Raw genomic sequence first — 13,328 nt, 5'->3', positions numbered from 1 at the left:
CGAAGAACTCGACCGACTACTCTCAGACCCGTCCACATTCGTTGCAGCCACCGCCTGAATCCAAGGCCGAAAAATGGGCAGGTTTGTGTCTGCTCGCCGAAGAACGGGGAGGGGCGGAAATCAGAGCTTGCCTGCCGCCTTCATCGCCAGGTAGTGGTCGGCCAGGGCGGGGGCCAGATCCTCCGCCACGGCGTCGACCACGTCGACGCCGTGGCGGCGCAGCCGGGACGCGATCGCCCGACGGTCATTGCGCGACCGTTCGGCGGCGGCCGCGTCGTACACCTGCGCGGCGTCGGATCGGCCCGTTGCCAGCCGGTCCACCCGCGGATCGGCGACCGCAGCGAGCAGCACCTGATGGCGGGTGCACAGCAGCGGCAACACCGTCATCAGCCCTTCGTCGAGTGCCGACGCGTTCAGATCGGTGAGCAGGACGATCAGCGCTCGGCCCCGAACCCGTCGGTTCACGGCCGAAACCATGGCCGTGGCATCGGATTCCACCAGCGCCGGGGTCAGTGGTGCCATCGCCTCGACCACCGAGGGCAGCAGTTCGGTGCGCGACGCGCCGAACACCCCGGCCCGGGTGACCCGGTCGATGGCGAGGAAATCGACGTGGTCGCCGGCCCGCGAGGCCAGCGCGGCCAGCAGCAGCGCCGCGTCCATCGACCAGTCCAGCCGCGGCCAGCCGCCCGGATCGCTCGCCGTCGGATCGACGCCGACCCGGCCCGCGGAGGTGCGGCCGGTGTCCAGCACGATGACCACCCGCCGGTCCCGCTCAGGCCGCCAGGTGCGCACCACGACGTCGGCGCGGCGCGCGGTCGCCCGCCAGTCGATCGAGCGGACGTCGTCGCCGACGACATATTCGCGCAGCGAATCGAATTCGGTGCCCTGCCCGCGGATGAGAACCGGTATCGCCCCGTCCAGTTCGCGCAGCCGGGCCAACCGGGACGGCAGGTGTTTGCGGGACAGGAACGGCGGCAGCACCCGCACCCGGCCCGAGATCCGGTGCGAACCCTGCCGGCCGGCCAGGCCGAGCGGGCCGATCGAGCGCACCGTCACCGTCTCCGACCGCTGATCGCCGCGCCGGACCGGGCGCAGCCGGGTGACGATCTGAACCCGTTGCCCGGCAGCCACATCCAGTCGATGGGTGCGTGGCTCGGCGCCCGCGCTCGGCGCCCAGGCGTCCCGGATCCGGCCGTGCACCCGGCGCCGCCCGGCGTTGTGCACCGTGAGGATCGCGTCGATGGGCTGACCGAGTCGCGCGGCCGAGTCGCCGCCGCGGGCCAGTTCGAGGCCGCGGGTACCGCCCGCGAGCGCCACATCGGCGGCCACCGCCATGGCCAGGACCGCCGCCAGCACCAGGAAAGCCGTTGCCGGCCAGGGCGCCAACATGATCGGCAGCACGCAGATCAGGGCGACGAGGCCGGCGCGGCCGGTGAGAACCATCAGCGCGGTACCGGCACGGCCGCCAGGATGCCGTCGAGCACGCCGTCGGGTGTGGCGCCTTCCAACTCGGCCTCCGGCCGCAGCGCCACCCGGTGTCGCAGGGTGGAGCGGGCCATCGCCTTGACGTCGTCGGGGGTGACGTAATCGCGGCCGGACAACCAGGCCCATGACCGCGAGGTGGCCAGCAGCGCGGTCGCTCCGCGCGGGGACACCCCGAGCTGCAGCGACGGGGAATGCCGGGTGGCACCGACGATGTCGACGATGTAGCCGAGCACCTCGTGGGCCACCCGCACCTGGCGCACGGCGTCGCGTCCGGCGGCCAGTTCGGCCGCACCGGCCGTCGGGCGGACCGCGGACAGGTCGCGCGGGTCGAAACCCTGCGCATGCCGGCCCAGGATGACGATCTCCTGGTCTCTCGGTGGCAGTGGAACATTCAGCTTGAGCAGGAAGCGGTCGAGCTGGGCCTCGGGCAGCTGATAGGTGCCCTCGTACTCGACCGGGTTCTGGGTGGCCGCCACGATGAACGGGTCGGGTAGCGGCCTGGGCTGACCGTCGACGCTGACCTGCCGTTCCTCCATCGCCTCAAGAAGGGCCGCTTGGGTTTTCGGCGGCGTCCGGTTGATCTCGTCGGCCAGCATCAGATTGGTGAACACCGGCCCGGCGCGGAACTCGAACTCGGCGGTGCGGGCGTCGTAGACCAGCGAACCGGTGACATCGCCCGGCATCAGGTCGGGGGTGAACTGCACGCGTTTGAATTCCAGGCGCAGCGCCGCGGACAGGGTGCGCACCAACAGCGTCTTGGCCACCCCGGGGACCCCCTCGAGCAGTACGTGGCCCCGGCACAGCAGCGCGATCACCAAGCCGCTGACCACGGCGTCCTGCCCGACCACCACTTTGGCGATCTCGTTCCGCAAGGCCAGCAACGCATTACGTGCGGAATCGGAGTCGATGGGTTGCGCTGGCTGAGTCACGACTGGGCGACCTGCCTTTCGATATCGTCGAGTTGGTTGGCGAGGTGGACGAGTTCGGCGTCGGTCGCCGGGGGCGGGCCGAACAGGATGTACCCGGTGGTCGCGGCATCGGCGCCGCAGCGGGCCGCGACCGCGGCGCTCACCGCGGGCGGTGCCGCGCTGCCGGTCAGTCCGAGCCGCGGTAACAGGCGTTGCAGCGCCGCGGTCCGCAGCGCGTCGGCGGCACGGTCGCGGGCCCGTCGGGACCGGTACAGCCTGCCGCGGCCCTCCACGGTCTCGGAGGCGCGGACCACGACCGGTAGCGATTCGGCCACCAGCGGGCCGATCCGCCTGGCCTTCCACACCGCGACCAGCGCGACCACCAGACACAGCTGGATCACCAGCCACCGGACCTGGGCGGGAATGAGATCGGTGAGGGAGCCCGCGCCCGTCGATGCGCCTTCGAAGTGCTGGGGCGCGTACCAGATCACCTTGGGCCGGGCGCCGGCCAGATTCATCGCCAGCGCGGCGTTGCCCTGTTTGAGCAGGCCGGAGTTCGTCATGAACCCGGCCGAGCCGACGACCGTCACGGTGCGGTCACCGTCCCGGTAGCGGACCAGCGCGCCCTGGTAGCAGCGGGTGACCGCGACGTCGTCGTCGGCCTCGTAGGTGTCGGTCGCGCCGAACTGCACTTCACCGGCCCGATCAGCCTCGGCGAGTTCACAATCGGGTTCACCGCCGCCGAACGGGGTGGGATCGCCCGGTCGCAGGTGCGGGGCCAGCGCCTCGCTGGTCTTACTCGCGGGCGCGACCAGCAGGAGATCACCGGGAGCCTGTTCGAGTTGGCGGATCTGATCCTCGCCGGACAGGAACAGTGTCTGCGCCACCACCAGCAGGGTGCCGGGCGTGGCGTTGCGGGTCACATCGTCGACGGTCGCGGCGGTGGTCACGTCGACGCCGTGGTCACGTAGTAGGGCGATCAGCGCGTGGGCCCCGTCGGCGGACGTCGCATCGGGATCCATCCGGCCGCCGGACCTCGGCGCGGTCAGGTAGGTGGTCGCGGTGGCCACCGCGACGATGGCGGCGACGGCGAGTAGCACCCAGCGCACCGTGCGCGGGCGGTCCCGGACCGGCGTGTTGCTCATCGGATCGGGGTCCAGCCGTGCACGGTGGCGGGCGCCGCGCCCACGCCTGCCGGTGCCGGCCGGCGCTCGGGCAGTCTGCCGTCGAGGTCGGCGACCATCCGGTAGGCGGCTTCGGTGCCCGGCTGTTCGCCGTAGGTGACATCGTTGAAGGCGTTTGCGGCGGTGAGCAGTTCGCCGGACAACCGGGGCAGGACGGCCGCGGCGTCGCGCGCGAGTTCGGTCGCGGTGCGCCCCGGCACCGGCTCCAGGATCGCGGTCTCCTCAAGGTGGCGCGCCACCGCCCGCAGCCGGTGCCGGATCGCGGCGGCCCAATTCCCTTCGGCCGCATAATGTTGCGCACTCGCACGGTGCTCGGCCGCACTCAACTCCTGCCCGCCGAACAGCGTGGGGGGCGCGTCGCGGTCGGTGCGCATCGTGCGCCGCGCGATGCGCACCGCCACCACGATCAGCACCACGACGAGGATCGCGAGCACCGCGATGGTGAACCAGCCGCCGGGCACCGTCGACCCTTTGGACGCCAGCCGGTAGAGCAGCTCGTTGATCCAGTCCGTGAATTGTTCGGTGGGTGAGGATCTGGGATAGCTGGGCTTGGTCAGCTCATTCTGCGCGGCGTCGCGCGCGGCATCCCGGTCGATGTCGATCCCTGTCAATGCGTCACCTCACCCGCTGGGTCAGCCACAGCTGGTCGGTGGACTCGGCCGGGCCGCTCGCGCCGGTCTGCAGGACCAGGTCGAAGGCCTCGGCGCGGATGCGTCGATCGGTGTAGAGCAGCACGTCGACACCCGCCGTGAACGGTGCGGTGATGACCTGCCCGATCATGGCGCCGACGGCGACCAGGATCAGCCCGGCCACCATCCGCCCCGGGTTGGCCGGGTCGATGGCCAGCAGCTGGCCGACGATGCTGAACGGGGCACCCACCGCCGAGCCCAGTACCGCGGTGACGATCGCGGCCAGCAGCCAGATTCCGAGCACCCGCCAGAAATCCCTTTTGACCAGTGCGAAGGACCGGGCTATCGCGCCGAACACCGGCATCCGCTCCAACACGATCAGCGAAGGCGCGCACACCAGAACCGTTTTCGCGTAGACCACGCCGATCACGGCGGCCAGTCCGAACGGCGCGACGAGCAGGAAGGCCGCCGCGGGGCCGCCGAGATTCCCGGCGACGACGGCGGCCAGGGCGATCAGCGCCCCGATCACGACGAGCACCAACCCTTCCAGCACGGTCAGCCCGACGAGCGCCAGGAACCTGCCCCGCAACCGGTGCCAGGCCTCGCCGATGGTGATGGTGCCACCGAACACCGAGCGTCCGATGACGACCGTGAGCATTCCGGTCAGCAGCAACGACGCCAGTTGGGTGATCAGCAGCGAGGCGGTCGTGGAGCCGAGGAACACCGCGATCGCACTCGCCGACGGCGGCTCGCCCTGCGGGGTCGGTTCGAACGCGCCCAGCGTGCTCAGCGGCCCGATCTGCAGCAGCAGCGTCACGAGCTGCGCGGCGACCACCACGATCGTGGTGAGGCCGAGGGTGGCCTTCGGGTTGCTGCGGATGTAGGCCACCGCGCCGTTGAAGATGTCGGACAGGCTCAGCGGCCGCAGCGGGATGACCCCCGGCTTGAGCACCGAAGGCCACCCGCCGTATCCGGGGGGCGGGTAGTGGCCGGGCGGTCCGTAGTACCCCTGGGGTGGGTAGTGCCCGGGCGGCGGGTAGCCGGGAGGGGCGTATCCCGGATACGGCGGGCCCGGTGGTGGCGGCGGATAGTGCGGATTCATCCGCCGCCGGGCCTTGGGGAGCGGTTGCTCATGATCACCATCCTGTCCATGACCGGGCGTATTGACAACGTGCTCGGGTTTGCGCGTCGGACGGCCGGCTCGAATATATCGATGGCGCAATCGAATGCGGCGGGGCCACCCGGGTTGGCCTACGGTGGGAACCATGCCGACCGAGATCATCGTGCGCGGGTCCTTCTCCGCATACGAGCCCCCCGAACGGGCCACGGTGCACGCCGGCATCTCCTACGAGGGCCCGGCGATCGAGCCGGTCTATCAGCGGGTGGTGCGTGAGCTGGACGAGCTCAGGGCCTCGATCGAACCGCTGCACCACCCCGACGGCGGGCCGGTCACCCGGTGGTCCGCCCAGCAGCTGCGCACCTGGGCCAACCGTCCCTGGAACAACCAGGGCAAACAGCTGCCGCTGGTCCATCACGCCGGCGTCGGAATCGAGGTCGAGTTCAGTGACTTCACCGCGCTGTCGCGCTGGGTCGGCGGCCACGTCACCGACAACGGCGGATTCGCGCTCTCGCGCATCGAGTGGGCGTTGACCACCGAACATCGCGACCAGCTGGTCGCCGACGTCCATACCCGCGCGGTCGCCGACGCGGTGGCCCGCGCCCAGCGCTACGCCGATGCGCTCGCCCTCGGCCCGGTGCGGCCCGTGACGATCGCCGACGCCGGGATGCTGCGCGGTTCGCCGGCGCAGAGCGGCGGACCGGTCGCGCTGCGGTCCATGGCGGCGCCTCCGGGCGGCGGTGGCGCGCCCGAGGTGGACCTGGTCCCGGCCGATGTCGAGGTGTCGGCGTCGGTCGATGCCCGCTTTCACGCCGGCCCCGACCCGGGCACGGCGTAGGTTTGGCCCATGGCCGAACTCAAGGACAGGCTGCGGGCGGATCTGACCGGCGCGATGAAGGCGCGGGACAAACTCCGCACCGCGACGCTGCGCATGATGCTGGCCGCGATCCAGACCGAGGAGGTCTCGGGCAAACAGGCCAGGGATCTGTCGGACACCGAGGTGATCGCGGTGCTGTCCCGCGAATCCCGCAAGCGCGGTGAGTCGGCCGAGATCTACACCCAGAACGGCCGCGGTGAGCTGGCGGCCAACGAGCATGCCGAAGCGCGGATCATCGACGAGTACCTGCCCACGCCGTTGACCGATGCCGAGTTGGCCGATGTGGCCGATACCGCCATCGCGCAGGTCGCCGAGGAACTCGGGGAACGACCCGGCATGCGGCAGATGGGGCAGGTGATGAAGGCCGCCACGACGATTGCCGCGGGCAAGGCCGACGGCGCGCGGCTGTCGGCGGCGGTCAAGGAGCGCCTGTAGCGGCCGGATGCGGTGGCTAGGCGTTCGCCAGCTCGGAGGCCACCCGGCGCTCGACGAGCAGCGGCACGAAGTCGCGGATCACGCTGTCGTGGAAGCGAAGACGGGCGGTCGCGACGGCGCTGGCGACCCGCTCGGGCGGCACGGCGGCGAAGCGAGCGACGAGCCGGTGCTCGACGTCGGCGATCAATTCGGTTTCGGATCTACCTAACACGACTTATATTTTCCGGCCGATGTGTTTGCTAGGTCAACGCGGGTTCCGTCACAGGTCGGGGCCCGTCGAGCCCGCGTCACATCCGCCACAGCGCCTCCTGGGCGACGCTGGCGATCAGCGACCCGGCGGCGTCGTAGAGCGACCCGACGGCAAGACCGCGGGAATCGTTGTGATTGACCGAGCGCACCTCGTAGCGGTGCCAGGCATGCGGATCGAACGGGCGGTGAAACCAGATCGAATGGTCCAGGCTGGCGGCGAACCCGAGATCGGTACGCGGCGGGCACTGCGGGGGCAGCGCCGCCGGGACCGGACCGAGGTCGGACATGAAGGTCAGGGTGCAGGCCCGGATCAGCGGATCGTCCTCGATCTCGGTCCGCGCCCTGATCCAGAACGGCGGAATGGCGAACTCGGTGTCGTCGCCGTGCATCGTGCGGACATCGAACCATTCGCCGAAGTCGAGGATCGACGTCTTGGGGATCGCGGCGTCGAACTCCAGGCCGGGCGGGAGCTCGGGCGCCCAGTCCACGCCCGGCTCGGGCTGGTGGAACGACGCGATCATCTCCAGGATCGCCGCACCGTCCTGTACCGCGGTGACACGGCGGGTCGCGAACGCGCGACCGTCGCGGATCCGCTCGACCTGGAACTCGACGTCGGCGTCGTAGCGGCCGCCGCGGACGAAGTAGGTGTGCAGTGACTGCGGCAGTTTGCCCCCGTCGACGGTGGCGCCGGCCGCGGCCAGCGACTGCGCGGCGATCAGACCGCCGAACAACCGCTCGACCGCCCCGCGTTTCGGCTCCCTGATCCGGAGCACGTCACCGTCGCGGTCGAATCGCAGCAGTTTGTTGATCCAGCTGGTCGTGGATGCGGTCATCGCCGTCACGCTATCAACCACTTGGTTGAGGCGGGCGTCACGCCCGCTCGGCGACCATGCCGGGCCTCAGCCGAAGGTGTACCGCAGCGGCCGGCCCAGCCTGCGCAGCGCGGGGACGCGGTACACCGCCCGCAGCAGTGCGCGGTTCACCCGGGACAGGTGATGGTGCATGCCGGGCGCGTCCGAATACCAGAGTTCGGCATCGAAGCGCAGGCCGGGGACCGCGTCCTCGAGCTCGCGCGGATCGCCGATGCTCCAGCCCAGTAGGGCGCCGGAGGCCTTGACGCAGCCGTAACGCTGCAGGAACCACAGGCCCCACCGGCCGTACCCGTCGAACAGCAGCTCGCCGGACGGGAAGTGGCCGGTGATCCGGCGGAGCAGCGCGATGCCCTCGTCGGCGGGCAGGTAGGGCGTGACCCCCTCGGCGATCACCAGCACCGGGGTGTCACCGGGCACGCCGTCGAGCAGCGTCGGATCGGTGACCGACTTGGCGATCATCGCGACCTCGGGTTCGAACAGCTTGCGGCGCAACGCGATCACATCGGGAAAGTCGACGTCGTACCAGGTGACGGTGGGTGGCGGGTCGACCCGGTAGACGCGGGTGTCCAGCCCGCAGCCCAGATGCAGGACGGTGCAGTGCGGGTGGGCGTCGATGAACTGCCGGGCCCAGATGTCGTACGCCTTGGCCCGGACGGCCAGCGACGCGTGATCGCTGCGCCGCACCCGAAGCCTGCCGAAGTCGTAGTCGATGCGCTGCAGTGCGTTGTCGGCCACGGTGTCCCGCAGGACCGAATCCGGCCTGCGGCTCTCCATCGCCTTGCCGTACAGAGTGGCCAGGGTGGTTTCCTGCGCCCCGGTGAACGTCACCTTCTCGGTCATTTCCCTTGCTCCTGTTGAAATCGGTCCAAACCATTGCGGGCCAGCGACATCAGATCGGCACCAGCCAGATCCGGCGACATGGCATCGAGCACCGCCGCGCTGATCCGGGTCAGCACCTGCGGGGTCAGGGCGTCGCCGCCCATCGCGCGCAGCAGATGCGGATGCAACACCCACACCCCGAGCCGCATGGCCACGTGCACGGCGGCCAGGGTGCGCAGGTCTTGCTGTGCGGCAGCGCCTTTCGGGGGGTGCTCGGCGAGGTACTGTTCGGTCAGCTCCACCAGGTCGTCGAACAGTTTTGTGGCGCCGGGGGATTCGTCGACCAGCGCCCGCGACACGTAGCACATCACCATGGGTGCGCCCCGGTAGACCTCGCCGACGAAGTCGGGATCGGCGATCGCCCCGCCGTCGACCCCTTCGCCGAGCACCCGCCGCAGATAGTCCACGACGAACGCGTCGCAGGCATCGCGCAGGCCCTGTTTGTTGCCGAAGTGATGCGACACCAGACCGGGCGCCACCGCGGCCGCGGCCGCGATCGTGCGGATCGTCGTCGCCTTGACGCCGTGTTCGGCGAACAACCGCATCGCGGTGTCGCGGATCCTGGCTCGCGCGGTCACATCCTCGGCTGGACGCATGGCCAGTAGTTTAAACACTTGACCAGTAGACTGGTCAAGTGTTCAGTCGACGTGGACAGATGGAAGAAAGCCCCGAACCGGATAACCAGACTGGGCAACCCCTGCAGCGGATACTCTCTTGGCTGTTGGGTGGCATCGGCAGCCCGCAGATTTACTGCGGACTGACTGCGGACCAGCCCGCCCCACGGGATGCGCCGGGCGGCGCCAGCGACAACCTTGAAAACCCAGTGATGATTTTCAAGGTTGAGGCGCTAACCTTGAAATTACACTCACAGAATTCAAGGTTGGACGCTCCTTTGTTCCGGATCCGCTACCAGCCAGTTTTGATCTGAAGGCTGACACGTACGCGGCGGTCATCGATGCCGCCGCGGCGATGGCGCGCGCCGACCAGGCGTCGTCGTTGTTGCCGAATCCTGGACTTCTTGCGCGGCCGGCCACTCTTCGTGAAGCGGTGAGCACATCCGCGCTGGAGGGGACCTACGCCTTTCTCTCCGACGTGAGTGCTTTGAGCTTTCTGGCCATTTCGACCGCCGCGGATTCGGCCAGTGGCTCTCATTCAGCAGTGGCGGGGTGACACAGCACGCATCGGCCGTATCGGACGAATTCGACATACATCGATATTGATTTCCATCGAACCAGGGTGCAAAACCAACACAAGGTGAACACCGCCCAGTCCGCGCCGGCGCCAACGTGAACGCGGTCCAGGCGATGCTCGGTCACGCCTCTGCAGTGTTCACCCTCGTCACCTACGCCAACCTGTTCCCTAACGATCTGGAGCAGGTTTCGGCTGCACTAGACGCAGCTCGATTGAGAGCATTGGAGTCCACTGCGGACCTGCTGTGGACTGGTAAAGAGAAAGGCCCCGAGCTGGAGAACCAGTCAGGGCCTTCTACCTGCATCAACACGAGTCGGGGTGGCGGGATTCGAACCCACGACCTCTTCGTCCCGAACGAAGCGCGCTACCAAGCTGCGCCACACCCCGCGTGAAGCCACGACAGCGTATCGCACCGGGGTGCTCCAAAGCCAAACGGTTACCACCGCCGCCGAGATCGACACCAGGGTCGTTGAACCGGGCGAATCACGACCCTGGTGTCGATCTCGGCGCGGGTGCGGACCTAGCGGCGGGTTTCCCGCAGCACCGCCAGGCGCTCGCGGTACTGCGCCTCGTCGACCTCGCCCTTGGCGTAGGCGTCGCGCAGGGTCCGTTCGCCCTGGCGCCCGCGGACCCGCCGGACCAGGTAGACGACCCCGACGATCACCAGCGTCCAGAACGTGATCGGGACCAGGACGAACCACGGGTTCCAATCGTGGTCGGCGAAGCGGCCACCGTGCTCGGCCAGGAATGTGGTTGCGGTGGGGGTGATTTCGTAGATGTTCATGCCTCAAGCCTGCTCTGCCGCTGCGCCGGGAACATCGGCCTGCTGACGTCAATCGCGGTACGTGCGGACGCGTACCCGTCAGCCCTGCCAGCCCGGACGTACCAGCCCGCTCTCATAGGCCAGCACCACCAACTGGGTGCGATCGCGGGCGCCCAGCTTGGTCAGGATGCGGCTCACGTGGGTGCGGGCCGTGGCCGGGCTCATGAACAGACGATCGCCGATCTCGGCGTTGGTCAGCCCCTCGGCCACCAGGGCCATCACCTCACGTTCGCGCGCGGTCAGATCGGGCAGCGCGGCCGTCGCCGGCGACTTGGCGTGCGCGGCGAACTCCGACACCAGCCTGCGCGTCACCGACGGCGAGAGCAGCGCATCGCCGGCCGCCACGACCCGCACGGCCCGCACCAACTCGGCCGGCTCGGTGTGCTTGACCAGGAATCCGCTGGCCCCGGCCCGCATCGCCTCGAACACGTACTCGTCGAGTTCGAACGTGGTCAGCACCACCACCCGGACCCCGGACAGCGCCGGGTCGTCGGCGATCGCCCGGGTCGCGGCCAGCCCGTCCATCTCGGGCATGCGGATGTCCATCAGCACCACATCGGGGCGCAACCGGGCCGCGGCGGCCAGCGCCCGCCGTCCAGTGTCGGCCTCGGCCACCACCTCGATGCCGTCCTGGGCGTCGAGCAGCGCCGCGAAACCGGCCCGTACCAGCGCCTGGTCGTCGGCGATCAGCACCCGAATCGTCATGCCCGGTCACTTTCCTCGAAGGGGAAGCCGGCCCGCACGCTGAACCCGCCGCCGGGGGCCCGCCCGGCATCGAAGTCGCCGCCCAGTGCCCTGGCGCGTTCCCGCATGCCCGCGATGCCGGTGCCGCCGGTGTCCGGGGTGCCGCTTCGTGGGCCAGGCGAGCGAAGCGACGGGGAACGAGGCGAGCCGTCATCGTGGATCGACACCCGCAGCCGGTCCGGCTTGTAGTCGACCGTGACGGTGGCGTGGGCGGCGGTGGAATGCCGCACCACGTTGGTCAGCGACTCCTGCACGATGCGCGCGGCGGCCACGTCGATGACCGCGGGCAGTGGCCTGGGCTCGCCGTGCACGGCGGTCGCCACCGTGAGCCCGGTGGCCCGCGCCGGCCCGAGCAGGGCGTCGAGATCGCCGATCCCCGGTGTCGGCGCGGTGGGTTCTGTGCCGTCGGCGCGCAGCGCGGTGACCAACGAATGGACATCGGAAATCCCTTGGCGGCTGGCCTCTTTGATCGCTGCCAGGGCCGGCCCCGCGCGTTCGGGTTGCCGGTCGAGAAGCTCCAGCGCGACCGAGGACTGCACGTTGATCATCGACAGGCTGTGGGCGAGCACATCGTGTAGCTCGCGGGCGATGGCCAGCCGGGCCGCGGTCGCCTGGCGCTGCTGCTCGGTGCTGGCCTGGGCGGCCATCGCATCGCGGCGCTGCCTGCGCGCCACGAGCACCGAGCGGCGCTGCCGCACCCCTTCGGCGATCGCGAGCAGCACCAGCAGCCACGAGCCCACCGCGCCGACCGCCTCGAGCGGGGGACCGGGCCCGCCGCGCAGCCACGGCACCAGCCACGCCATCGCCACCCAGCCGATCACCGGCAGCGGATAGGTCCACCACCGCGGGCCCACCGTGGCGGCCCCCAGGAACGCAACCACCAGGGACAGGAACACCGGCCCAGGCCCGAAGACCGCGACATAGGTCACCGTGATCGCCAGTACCGCCAGCAACACCCGGTAGGGGTAGCGGGTGCGCAGCAGCAGCACCACCGGGCCGGCCAGCAGCAGCAGATATCCGAACCAGTTCAGCGGCTCCAGATGCGGTAGCCGGTGGCGGACGCCGGTACTGCCGAACACCTGGATGGCCGCGACGACCAACGGCACCAGCCACACCACCGGTCGGCGGAGGTACATGTCTGCAGAACCTAGTCCGCGATCGGCCACCCGGGCATCCGCATCGCGACGTACATCACGCTGCGCCGGGCGTCGGATGCGGGAAGCAACCGGGTTGTCGGTGGCGTTGTACACACCAAGACCGACGACAAGGGACTGGAGTATTCCCATGACCGCGCTGGGCGCCGCCATCTACCTGGGCTTTTTCGCCCTGGCTGCGTTATGGCTGTTGCTGACGGCCGATCACGACCAGGAGCCGGACCTCTCGAACTCGGCCAGCACGGCCGCGGAGCCCGAGGGGTCCAGTCCGTGGGCGGCCAGCCAGTCCGCGTCGAAGTAGGTATCGGCGTAGCGGTCGCCACTGTCGGCGAGCAGGGTCACCACCGACCCGCTGCGGCCGTCCGCGATCATCTCGGCCAGGACGCCGAACGCACCCCACAGGTTGGTTCCGGTGGACGGCCCGACCCGCCGGCCCAGCACCGCGCTGACGTGATGGGCGGCCGCGATCGAGCCCGCATCGGGAACCGCCACCATCCGGTCCACCACATCGGGCAGAAACGACGGCTCCACCCGCGGCCTGCCGATGCCCTCGATACGTGACGATGCCCCGGTGACGAGGTCGCCGCGGGCCTGCGCATAGCTCGGGAAGAACGCCGAGTTCTCCGGGTCGACGACGCACAGTCGGGTGGCATGACGGCGGTAGCGGATGAACCGGCCGATCGTGGCACTCGTCCCGCCGGTGCCCGCACCCACCACGATCCACTCCGGAACCGGATGCGGCTCCAGCCGCATCTGTTCGAAGATGGATTCGGCGATGTTG

17 protein-coding genes and 1 tRNA gene are annotated in these 13,328 nt (G+C 69.8%); 4 read left to right on the top strand and 14 right to left on the bottom strand.

Annotated features, from left to right (window positions below):
* Positions 1–120: 120 nt before the first annotated feature.
* From ACWDTP_RS32355 to ACWDTP_RS32335, 5 genes are read right to left on the bottom strand one after another with little or no spacing between them, the layout of a single operon-like run.
* On the bottom strand, positions 121–1,443 hold the full coding sequence (locus tag ACWDTP_RS32355) for a DUF58 domain-containing protein (protein WP_450027303.1): 1,323 nt from the start codon (positions 1,441–1,443) through the stop codon (positions 121–123).
* The gene (locus ACWDTP_RS32350) at positions 1,443–2,414 is read right to left on the bottom strand and encodes an AAA family ATPase (protein ID WP_450027302.1); all 972 of its coding nucleotides are present in this window, start codon (positions 2,412–2,414) and stop codon (positions 1,443–1,445) included. Before ACWDTP_RS32350 ends, ACWDTP_RS32355 begins: the two co-directional genes overlap by 1 nt.
* On the bottom strand, positions 2,411–3,538 hold the full coding sequence (locus ACWDTP_RS32345; RefSeq protein WP_450027301.1) for a DUF4350 domain-containing protein: 1,128 nt from the start codon (positions 3,536–3,538) through the stop codon (positions 2,411–2,413). The genes ACWDTP_RS32350 and ACWDTP_RS32345 overlap by 4 nt, the downstream gene beginning before the upstream one ends.
* Positions 3,535–4,188 carry a DUF4129 domain-containing protein gene (locus ACWDTP_RS32340; protein WP_450027300.1) on the bottom strand — a complete coding sequence of 218 codons (654 nt, stop codon included), beginning with the start codon at positions 4,186–4,188 and terminating at the stop codon, positions 3,535–3,537. The genes ACWDTP_RS32345 and ACWDTP_RS32340 overlap by 4 nt, the downstream gene beginning before the upstream one ends.
* Before the next feature lie 4 nt (positions 4,189–4,192).
* The gene (locus ACWDTP_RS32335; RefSeq protein ID WP_450027299.1) at positions 4,193–5,473 is read right to left on the bottom strand and encodes a hypothetical protein; all 1,281 of its coding nucleotides are present in this window, start codon (positions 5,471–5,473) and stop codon (positions 4,193–4,195) included.
* Here ACWDTP_RS32335 and ACWDTP_RS32330 point away from each other — a divergent pair.
* Together ACWDTP_RS32330 and ACWDTP_RS32325 are read left to right on the top strand one after the other, a co-directional pair.
* On the top strand, positions 5,472–6,161 hold the full coding sequence (locus ACWDTP_RS32330; RefSeq protein ID WP_450027298.1) for an SIMPL domain-containing protein: 690 nt from the start codon (positions 5,472–5,474) through the stop codon (positions 6,159–6,161). The genes ACWDTP_RS32335 and ACWDTP_RS32330 overlap by 2 nt on opposite strands.
* Before the next feature lie 9 nt (positions 6,162–6,170).
* Positions 6,171–6,635, top strand: a complete 465-nt coding sequence (locus ACWDTP_RS32325; protein WP_450027297.1) for a GatB/YqeY domain-containing protein — start codon at positions 6,171–6,173, stop codon at positions 6,633–6,635.
* A 16-nt stretch (positions 6,636–6,651) separates the two neighbouring features.
* Here ACWDTP_RS32325 and ACWDTP_RS32320 read toward each other — a convergent pair whose 3' ends face one another.
* The 4 genes from ACWDTP_RS32320 to ACWDTP_RS32305 form a co-directional block, all read right to left on the bottom strand.
* Positions 6,652–6,846, bottom strand: coding sequence for a three-helix bundle dimerization domain-containing protein (locus ACWDTP_RS32320; RefSeq protein ID WP_450027296.1), 195 nt, complete (start codon positions 6,844–6,846; stop codon positions 6,652–6,654).
* Positions 6,847–6,922: 76 nt separating this feature from the next.
* Complete coding sequence (locus ACWDTP_RS32315) at positions 6,923–7,717, bottom strand: acyl-CoA thioesterase (protein WP_450027295.1); 795 nt, start codon at positions 7,715–7,717, stop codon at positions 6,923–6,925.
* Positions 7,718–7,783: 66 nt separating this feature from the next.
* Complete coding sequence (locus ACWDTP_RS32310) at positions 7,784–8,596, bottom strand: class I SAM-dependent methyltransferase (RefSeq protein WP_450027294.1); 813 nt, start codon at positions 8,594–8,596, stop codon at positions 7,784–7,786.
* On the bottom strand, positions 8,593–9,231 hold the full coding sequence (locus tag ACWDTP_RS32305; protein ID WP_450027293.1) for a TetR family transcriptional regulator: 639 nt from the start codon (positions 9,229–9,231) through the stop codon (positions 8,593–8,595). Before ACWDTP_RS32305 ends, ACWDTP_RS32310 begins: the two co-directional genes overlap by 4 nt.
* Positions 9,232–9,290: 59 nt before the next feature.
* On the opposite strand from ACWDTP_RS32305, the gene ACWDTP_RS32300 reads away from it, so the two are divergent.
* Both ACWDTP_RS32300 and ACWDTP_RS32295 read left to right on the top strand, forming a co-directional pair.
* Entirely contained in the window at positions 9,291–9,563 is a 273-nt protein-coding gene (locus tag ACWDTP_RS32300; RefSeq protein ID WP_450027292.1) for a hypothetical protein, read from the top strand.
* Positions 9,494–9,805: a Fic/DOC family N-terminal domain-containing protein gene (locus ACWDTP_RS32295; RefSeq protein WP_450027304.1), complete on the top strand. Its 312-nt coding sequence runs from the start codon at positions 9,494–9,496 to the stop codon at positions 9,803–9,805. Before ACWDTP_RS32300 ends, ACWDTP_RS32295 begins: the two co-directional genes overlap by 70 nt.
* A 334-nt stretch (positions 9,806–10,139) precedes the next feature.
* On the opposite strand, the gene ACWDTP_RS32290 is transcribed toward ACWDTP_RS32295, so the two are convergent.
* The 5 genes from ACWDTP_RS32290 to ACWDTP_RS32270 form a co-directional block, all read right to left on the bottom strand.
* Positions 10,140–10,213 (bottom strand) — tRNA-Pro (locus ACWDTP_RS32290).
* A gap of 133 nt (positions 10,214–10,346) precedes the next feature.
* The gene (locus ACWDTP_RS32285) at positions 10,347–10,610 is read right to left on the bottom strand and encodes an SHOCT domain-containing protein (protein ID WP_450027291.1); all 264 of its coding nucleotides are present in this window, start codon (positions 10,608–10,610) and stop codon (positions 10,347–10,349) included.
* Positions 10,611–10,688: 78 nt separating this feature from the next.
* The gene (locus ACWDTP_RS32280; protein WP_450027290.1) at positions 10,689–11,354 is read right to left on the bottom strand and encodes a response regulator; all 666 of its coding nucleotides are present in this window, start codon (positions 11,352–11,354) and stop codon (positions 10,689–10,691) included.
* Positions 11,351–12,529, bottom strand: coding sequence for a sensor histidine kinase (locus ACWDTP_RS32275; protein WP_450027289.1), 1,179 nt, complete (start codon positions 12,527–12,529; stop codon positions 11,351–11,353). Before ACWDTP_RS32275 ends, ACWDTP_RS32280 begins: the two co-directional genes overlap by 4 nt.
* Before the next feature lie 222 nt (positions 12,530–12,751).
* Positions 12,752–13,328 (bottom strand): pyridoxal-phosphate dependent enzyme (locus tag ACWDTP_RS32270; RefSeq protein ID WP_450027288.1); only part of this gene is annotated, 577 nt, incomplete at its 5' end.

This window comes from Mycobacterium sp. NPDC003449 (assembly GCF_053588415.1).
This window is presented reverse-complemented; position numbering and strand designations above follow the sequence as displayed.

Coding starts and splice junctions, on each gene's coding strand:
- ACWDTP_RS32355 (WP_450027303.1), bottom strand. CDS start 1,443: ATGGTTCTCACCGGCCGCGCCGGCCTCGTCGCCCTGATCTGCGTGCTG.
- ACWDTP_RS32345 (WP_450027301.1), bottom strand. CDS start 3,538: ATGAGCAACACGCCGGTCCGGGACCGCCCGCGCACGGTGCGCTGGGTG.
- ACWDTP_RS32330 (WP_450027298.1), top strand. CDS start 5,472: ATGCCGACCGAGATCATCGTGCGCGGGTCCTTCTCCGCATACGAGCCC.
- ACWDTP_RS32335 (WP_450027299.1), bottom strand. CDS start 5,473: ATGGTTCCCACCGTAGGCCAACCCGGGTGGCCCCGCCGCATTCGATTG.
- ACWDTP_RS32325 (WP_450027297.1), top strand. CDS start 6,171: ATGGCCGAACTCAAGGACAGGCTGCGGGCGGATCTGACCGGCGCGATG.
- ACWDTP_RS32315 (WP_450027295.1), bottom strand. CDS start 7,717: ATGACCGCATCCACGACCAGCTGGATCAACAAACTGCTGCGATTCGAC.
- ACWDTP_RS32310 (WP_450027294.1), bottom strand. CDS start 8,596: ATGACCGAGAAGGTGACGTTCACCGGGGCGCAGGAAACCACCCTGGCC.
- ACWDTP_RS32305 (WP_450027293.1), bottom strand. CDS start 9,231: ATGCGTCCAGCCGAGGATGTGACCGCGCGAGCCAGGATCCGCGACACC.
- ACWDTP_RS32300 (WP_450027292.1), top strand. CDS start 9,291: ATGGAAGAAAGCCCCGAACCGGATAACCAGACTGGGCAACCCCTGCAG.
- ACWDTP_RS32285 (WP_450027291.1), bottom strand. CDS start 10,610: ATGAACATCTACGAAATCACCCCCACCGCAACCACATTCCTGGCCGAG.
- ACWDTP_RS32280 (WP_450027290.1), bottom strand. CDS start 11,354: ATGACGATTCGGGTGCTGATCGCCGACGACCAGGCGCTGGTACGGGCC.
- ACWDTP_RS32275 (WP_450027289.1), bottom strand. CDS start 12,529: ATGTACCTCCGCCGACCGGTGGTGTGGCTGGTGCCGTTGGTCGTCGCG.